General features: G+C 60.5%; 6 protein-coding genes, 1 tRNA gene and 1 pseudogene. 4 read left to right on the top strand and 4 right to left on the bottom strand.

The genetic code is table 11. The features are described from left to right. Window positions 1-177: 177 nt before the first annotated feature. Window positions 178-254, top strand: a tRNA-Met gene (locus AC0YKC_RS16175). A gap of 248 nt (window positions 255-502) precedes the next feature. Here the strand turns inward: AC0YKC_RS16175 and AC0YKC_RS16170 are convergent. The 3 genes from AC0YKC_RS16170 to AC0YKC_RS16160 form a co-directional block, all read right to left on the bottom strand. After that, on the bottom strand, window positions 503-1,174 hold the full coding sequence (locus AC0YKC_RS16170; protein ID WP_488511757.1) for a muconolactone Delta-isomerase family protein: 672 nt from the start codon (window positions 1,172-1,174) through the stop codon (window positions 503-505). 241 nt (window positions 1,175-1,415) lie between these two features. Then, on the bottom strand, window positions 1,416-1,655 hold the full coding sequence (locus tag AC0YKC_RS16165; protein ID WP_488511752.1) for a DUF680 domain-containing protein: 240 nt from the start codon (window positions 1,653-1,655) through the stop codon (window positions 1,416-1,418). A 178-nt stretch (window positions 1,656-1,833) separates the two neighbouring features. Then, a complete protein-coding gene (locus AC0YKC_RS16160; protein WP_488511751.1) occupies window positions 1,834-2,745 on the bottom strand; it encodes a LysR family transcriptional regulator in 912 nt (303 codons plus the stop codon). A 98-nt stretch (window positions 2,746-2,843) separates the two neighbouring features. Here AC0YKC_RS16160 and AC0YKC_RS16155 point away from each other — a divergent pair, with 98 nt between their 5' ends. Beyond that, window positions 2,844-3,590 (top strand): sulfite exporter TauE/SafE family protein, encoded by a 747-nt coding sequence (locus tag AC0YKC_RS16155; RefSeq protein ID WP_488511750.1) that lies wholly within the window; start codon window positions 2,844-2,846, stop codon window positions 3,588-3,590. Window positions 3,591-3,612: 22 nt separating this feature from the next. Here AC0YKC_RS16155 and AC0YKC_RS16150 read toward each other — a convergent pair whose 3' ends face one another. Further along, complete coding sequence (locus AC0YKC_RS16150) at window positions 3,613-4,524, bottom strand: LysR family transcriptional regulator (RefSeq protein WP_488511749.1); 912 nt, start codon at window positions 4,522-4,524, stop codon at window positions 3,613-3,615. A gap of 121 nt (window positions 4,525-4,645) precedes the next feature. Between AC0YKC_RS16150 and AC0YKC_RS16145 the strand changes: the two are divergent. Next, window positions 4,646-5,799, top strand: a pseudogene (locus AC0YKC_RS16145) (HlyD family secretion protein). Between the two features lie 142 nt (window positions 5,800-5,941). Continuing rightward, a complete protein-coding gene (locus AC0YKC_RS16140) occupies window positions 5,942-7,504 on the top strand; it encodes an MDR family MFS transporter (protein ID WP_488511756.1) in 1,563 nt (520 codons plus the stop codon). Window position 7,505: the final 1 nt, after the last annotated feature.

The following is a 7,505-nucleotide window of genomic DNA, read 5'->3' as shown; positions in this document are numbered from 1 at the left end:
CTCTCTACGATAAGGCCCGCCAAACGGGATCCCGGGCCGCGCAAGCGGCCCTTTCATTTGGCGCCCTCTTGAATACGGTAAGCTCAAACTTACCTCTAAGCTCGCAAGCAAACGCTTGCTCGTAGTCGCAAGCAGACGCTTGCTCGTAGTCGCAAGCAAACGCTTGCTCGTAGGTGACGCGGGGTGGAGCAGCCCGGTAGCTCGTCAGGCTCATAACCTGAAGGTCACAGGTTCAAATCCTGTCCCCGCAACCAATTTTATCATAAATCAATTACCGTCCCGGTCTAACCGGGGCGGTTTTTTGCGTTTGGGAGAGCACGCAATCGTCGTCGTTGATGAACAGCCGGGGCCAAAGAGCCAGATCTTACGATAATGGGCGCCGGCGACGAGCGGTCGGTCATTTCTCCACGCCCGCGTCCGCGTCCATCATCCGCTTGGTAGTGCTGTCCGGCAGATGTTCGAACGGATTACCAGATGATGTCTACACGTGCAGCGATTTCGCTTATTGGCGGGGCCCAAAACCTCTATACGGTCGTAGGGGCACGATCGATACCGTCTCCTGCATGCCGCTTTGGAACAACGGAAGGGCGTTGAGCACCGAGCGAACCTCTTCTACCCCTTCGGCCTCCATGACAAGACAGGCGCCTCCCATATCGGCGCGATTCCAGATTTGTCGTACGGTGCCTGCCGTGTATAGCCGCCGAACGCCTTCAGCTTCGGATTCCAGTCTCTCGGGCGTGTAATGCGCGTCGTCGAAGCGTTCTGTTCGCCGACGTGTCAAGACCATGTACTGCATGAATGTCGTCTCCTGTTGGGGTGGAGGCCTTCTTAATTCGTTGCGAGGGCTCGAGTGTTTCAGCATGGCCATCTTTCTCTTCACCTGCGGCACGGAAATACGAGCGACGGTCCGTGCAAAAGACGGTTGACGATGCGCCTGCCTTTGGATGTGGCGAAGGTTGAACGAGAGCCGCCACGCTGGCGCTTCTATCTGTTGTCGGCCCGGGACGAGGCGCAGGTGAACTTGTCCTCCATTGCGGTCGACAATGTCCACGCGCGTAAGGCCGATATCTTGAAGCTGGGAGTCCGTAAGTTCCGTCAGCGTGCGATGGCTGCGCCGTCTTTCCAGTATCTCCTTGATCCAGCTGACGATTGCCGCAAGGCGCGTTAGCCGCATTCGCAGAAATTGGACTTTACATCGCGTGGAAGCGTTTGCACTCGGCACGCCATCCCGGATTGGCCGAGCTTCTCCTGCCTTCGCTTCGGTTCGCCGCAGTGTGTTGCTCGTTCGTGCCGGCCTGAAGGCGACTACTTTGGCGTTTGCATCCATGACATTTCTCCTTTCCGCCACGAGCCAATGTGTCGAAAACGACGGACGATCCCGCCGGTTTGAAGTTTCTAATGCCCGACAGTGGCGGTCAGTGGTTGCCGAAAAGATCCCGACGCCGCTCGGCCGCTTGGTCCTGGCCCGTGGCTGGGCTATCGCCTGGATTGAGCAGTTCGTAGCCCGCGCTGTGACGTATCGAGGAGGTGTGAATGTTGTCGACCTGCGCCTTGGCGATCGCGTTGATGTCAGAACCGCCGACATTCGGGTTTTCGGCGAATGCGCTGCTGCTGACGGCTAAAAGCGCGGCGGTGTAAACAGCGATCTTTTTCATGGAAGTCTCCTAACATTGAGTTCTGGTCTTGCCTCACGAACAGGTTCTCGCCCGTTCGCCAAGAAGAATGGATCTTCGGCTGGCCCGTGATAATCGTCCCAGATTGGGAAACATCATCCGCCGTGAGCGGATAATGTGCTCACGGACAGTCGCGCTGGTTCAACATCGGTCCAGGATGCTATTGCCCAAGGCGACCTCTCTTGGTGCCGACCGGCTTTGTCAGATGCTCTAGGAGATCCCGCGCGGGCGCCGTCAATTCCTCTTCATTGCGCACACAGACTGACAGCCGCCGTCTAGCCCATTCATCGGAAAGGGGAACGAACGCGATGCCTGCCGGCTTGGCGCAGCGGCGCGCTGCTGTTTCGGGCACGATGCCGAGACCAACGCCAGCCGCCGCCATCTGGCAGATGCCTTCGAAGGTGCGCATGCGCACCCGAGTCTTCAGCCTAGCGCCCATCCTTGCCGCATGGGCATGGATGTGATCCTGCAGCGCACCGCCCGCCAAGCCAACAAAGTGCTGATCGACGATATCGGCGAAGGCGACGCGCTTCTGCGCTGCCAAAGCGTGATCGCGCCAGAGCACGACTACCAGGCGGTCAATGGCGAAGGGACGCAGTTGCAGGTTGGCGGTGTCGACCGCGGTCGAAAGGATGCCGATCTCGGCCAGCCCGGCCGCGACGGCCCTCACGATCTCGAAGCTCTGTCGTTCTTTAAGTTCGATATCGATTGAGGGGTGCGCGGCCATCCATGATGCCAGCCGTTCCGGCAGAAATTCGGTGAAGGCGGCCGTGTTCACGCAAAGCCGGATGGTCGAACGCAAGGCGCTAGCGTGCTTGCCGAGTTCGCCGCGCATCTGCGCCATCTGACGCTGAATGAGGCGGGCGTGATGTGCCAGCGCTTCACCGGCTGGCGTCGGCAACACGCCGCGGCGGCCGCGCTCAAGCAGCTTGACCCGGCCAGCGGCTTCCATGTCGCGCAGACGCTCGCTGGCCGCGGACAACGAGAGCCCGACGTCCGCTGCGCCTTGAGTAATGCTGGCCGCGTCCACGACGGCCAGGAACAGGCGAAGGTCTGTTAGATCGAAACGCACGGGTGGGAGGCTATCCGATAGCCAGCCTTCGGACCAGCCGAAGCCTGACAGCGCATCATCCGCATTGTGTCTGTCGCCAAATGCTTTAGGCCAACGCCATGGACCATTCCACGTTGCTCGTCGTCGCGACAACCGCGACCTTCTTCCTCGCCGGCACCGTCAAGGGTGTCACTGGTATGGGACTACCGACGGTTTCCATGGCGGTGCTCGGTTCGCTAACGTCGCCGCTGAGCGCGGCCAACCTGCTGATCGCTCCTTCGTTCGTGACCAATGTCTGGCAGCTTCTGGCGGGCCGAAGCATCGGTGTCCTTTTACGCAGGCTCTGGCCGATGATGCTGGCGGTGGTCGCAGGAACGATTGCCGGATCATCAATGCTGGCCAGCGGCAGTGCCGCCGTCACGACGAGCGCGCTGGGGGGAGCCCTTGCGCTCTACGCCGGTTACACCCTCGTCTCTCGTCAGCTTCGCCTACCGGCGAGGTTGGAACCCTGGCTGTCGCCTGTCATCGGCGTCGCGACCGGCATGGTTACCGGAGGCACCGGCGTCCTGGTCATCCCCGCCGTGCCCTACCTTCACGCGCTCGATCTCGATAAGGACGAACTCGTGCAGGCGCTTGGCCTTTCCTTCACCATTTCCACCATTGCCCTGGCCGCCGGTCTGGCATGCCGGGGTGCCTTCCGGATCGACGAATTCGTTGCATCCGGGCTTGCGATCATTCCGGCGCTTGCCGGCATGTGGGCCGGTCAGATGATCAGAAAGCGCATCAGCGCCCAACTCTTTCGGCGTTGGTTTTTGATCATTCTCTTTCTCCTCGGCACGGAAATGCTGGCGAGGCCATTCCTATGAGTTCCTTTCCGTCGTCCACGCTTCAGTAGGTCATCTCCATCCATCTGCGGTGATCCGCAAAGCGCTCGGCCAGGAGATCGATGAAGCTTCTGACCTTGGCCGACACATGATGACGATGCGGATAGATCGCGTTGATGGCAAACTCGACTCCTGAATAGTTCTCCAGCACCCGGACGAGGCGCCCTGAACTAAGGTCGTCGGCCACGAGAAATGGCGGCGGTATGAACAGGCCGCGACCGTCAATTGCGAGGCGCCTGAGCGTTTCCTGGCTGTTGGTGAGCAGGTTGCCACTGATCCGGACAGACGCGGTCTCGCCGTCCGGGCCTTCGAAACGCCACTCGTCACCGAATGGGTACGAGGCATGCCGCATGCAGTTGTGACGCACAAGGTCACCGGGATGAAGCGGCGTCCCATTTCGTTCGAAATAGGCAGGCGAGCCGCAGACGATGTTGCGCCACGATGTCAGTCGCCGCACAATCAGGCTCGAATCAGGAAGCGGCAGCGAACGCATGGCTAGGTCGAACCCTTCCTCCACCATGTCGACCATCCTTTCGCCGACGGTCAGATCGACCGAAACGGTCGGATAAAGGTCAACGAACTCTGAAATAACCGGGGCCAGGAAACGGACGACGCTCATGCTGGAATGAAGGCGAAGCTTGCCTTGTGGCGTTGCCTGGAGCGCCCTGGCGATGCGGTCCGCCTCGTCGAGGTCGGCGAGGATCTGCGAGGAACGCTGGTAGTAAGCTTGGCCGATCTCGGTCAGACTTACCTTGCGGGTCGTGCGATTGAGAAGCCGAACGTCTAGCCGGTTTTCCAGGGCCTGGACGTGGTTGCTGACCATCGTCGTTGACATGTTGAGGCGTCGGGCTGCCGCGGAAAATCCGCCGCATTCCACAACACGGCCAAACACGATCAAGCTTGTGAGTCTGTCCATCGCGCCGATTGTCCCTTGTCAATGGATGATCCTTCCATTCGTGCGCTGATTATCACACCCATAGTGTTAACGCATACTCCTCCGGTGAACCGGCCATGCTCCCGCCGAAAAGGAGATCGCGATGAACGTCACCGTCAATCCAGCCATCCTGGAGTATCCGATCGAGGCAGGGGAAGCGCCGCGATCACGCCTGCAGATCATCAAGCGAGTTACAATAGGGATGGGCCTGTTGGCTGGCCTCACCGCCGCGGTATCCTATGGCTATGACTACTGGATGGTTGGCCAGTACCTCGAATCGACTGAGATGCTTATGTCAAGGCGGACTATACGATCGTGGCGCCAAAGACCTCTGGCTATATCGCCGAGGTGCTCGTGGAGGACAACACGCGCGTCAGGGCAGGGCAGGTCCTCGCCCGCATCGACGATCGCGATGCCAGGGCCGCGCTAGACCAGGCGCAGGCCAACGTCGAAGCGGCGGAGGCGGCGCTGCGCAATCTAGACGCTCAAATTGCCCTGCAGAATTCGGTGATAGAACAGCAAAGGGCGAATGTCGCCGCGACGCAAGCGAAGCTCACTTTCGCGCGACAGGAGAACGATCGGTACAAGACCTTGCTGAGCAGCGGGTATGGCACCAGCCAGCGGGCGCAGGAGGCTATGGCTGCACTGGGCGAGAACGAAGCCCAGTTGCGGCGCGATCAAGCCGCGCTGGTTGCGGCCGGCAAGGCGATCGACGTGCTCGCGACCGAGCGCGGCAAAGCACACGCAGAAGCGGACCGCAGCCGCGCAGCGATGCGCCAGGCGCAGCTTAACCTCTCTTACACCGTAATCACCGCGCCGGTCGACGGCACAGTCGGGGCTCGGTCGCTTCGCGTAGGCCAGTACGTGCAGGCCGGAACCCAACTCATGGCCGTGGTCCCCCTGGACGCGGTCTATGTCGTGGCGAATTTCAAAGAGACACAACTCGCCCATGTGCGCAGCGGACAGCCGGTTGAACTCGCAGTCGACGGCTTCCCCGGTGTAGCGCTCAGGGGGAATGTTGACAGCCTTTCGCCAGCAAGCGGGCTCGAATTCGCCCTGCTGCCCCCCGACAACGCCACCGGCAACTTCACCAAGATAGTCCAACGTATTCCAGTGAAGATCGCGATCGAGGGCGGCGGGCTCGCCGGATTACTACGGGCCGGCATGTCGGTCGAACCGACTATCGACACGAAATCAGCCTTTCGCGCCGCAGAGCGCGAATTGGACGGCGGTCGCCGGATCATCCTCAGCCGATGATCGGCACTGCTGAGCGGATCCTCCCTCCCGTCCGCTCGCCGGCCGCCGTCCAACATCTTTGCCCGTTGGTTCCCTAGAATCAAGGAGTCCGACCGTGCCTGCAACTCTAACCACCCTCTCCGCACGCGAGAAGACGCCGAGTCTGGCCCAGCTTGAGGGCCAGTCGGCATCTCTCAAATCCTGGGTCGCGGTCATCGGCTCGACGCTTGGAGCCTTCATGGCGGTCCTTAATATCCAGATTGTCAATGCTTCGCTGGCCGACATTCAGGGCGCCATAGGCGCCGGTATCGACGATGGAGGCTGGATATCGACTGCCTATCTCGTGGCGGAAATCGTCGTCATTCCGCTCACCGGCTGGCTGTCGCAGGTCTACTCGATCCGTATCTACCTTCTGGCCAATGCGATCTTGTTCCTTGCTTTTTCGGTCGCCTGCGCCTTCGCGCAAAATCTGCAGGAAATGATCGTCCTGCGAGCCTTTCAGGGCTTTTGCGGGGGCGTCCTGATCCCGGTTGCCTTCACAATCACCATAACTCTCCTGCCCAAGGCGAAGCAGCCAATCGGGTTCGCGCTGTTTGCGTTGTCGGCGACCTTTGCTCCGGCGATCGGACCGACGATCGGGGGTTATCTCACCGAGAACTGGGGTTGGCAGTACATCTTCTACGTCAATCTCGTTCCCGGCGCGCTTATGGTCGCCATGCTGTGGGGGTCCCTCGAAAGGACGCCAATGCAACTCTCGCTGCTGCGTCAGGGTGACTGGGCGGGGATCACCACAATGGCGATCGGGCTCGGGGCGTTGCAGACCGTGCTTGAGGAAGGAAACAAGGACGACTGGTTCGGCTCACCTTTCATCGTGCGGCTGTCGCTGATCGCCGCCGTCAGTCTTTCGCTCTTTCTGTGGATCGAGCTGAGAAGCAAAAGGCCCTTGCTCAACCTCAAGCTGCTCGCGCGTTGGAATTTCGGTTTCGCCATTCTGGCCAGCTTCCTGCTGGGAATAGCGCTTTACGGCGCGGTGTTCATCCTCCCCGTCTACCTTGCGCGCATCCAGGGCTATAATGCCGAGCAGATCGGCATGGTGCTGGCCTGGACGGGTTTGCCCCAATTGGTGCTGATCCCTCTGGTGCCCCGCCTGATGCAGCGTTTTGACCTGCGCATGATCGTCGCCATCGGCTTTGCGCTGTTTGCGGCGAGCAACTTCATGAACATCGAGATGACGGCGACCTACGCGTCCGACCAGCTTTTCTGGCCGAACACCGTGAGGGCCTTTGGTCAGGCCCTCGTCATGGTGCCGCTTTCCGCTATCGCTACTGCCGGGATCGAGCAGGAGAATGCAGGCTCCGCCTCAGCGCTCTTCAACATGATCCGAAATCTCGGCGGCGCCGCCGGCATAGCCATGCTCCAGACGTTTCTGACGAAACGCGAGCAATTCCACTCGAACGTGCTGGTTCAGTCGGTGTCGCTGTTCGAGCAAAGCATCCGCGCGCGCATCGACCGTTTGACTGGATATTTCCTGGTCCATGGCATCAGCGATCGCGCCGCTGCGACCCACCAGGCCATCGTCGCCATCGCAAGAGTTGTGCAGAAGCAGGCCTATATCATGGCGTTCAGCGACACGTTCTACCTGCTTGGGGCAGCCCTGGTGGCAGCACTCGGCGCCAGCCTGATGCTTCGGAAACCGGGCAAGACCGAGGGTGGCGGCGGTCACTGAG

The organism is Mesorhizobium sp. CNPSo 4661, from assembly GCF_057784215.1.
This window is presented reverse-complemented; position numbering and strand designations above follow the sequence as displayed.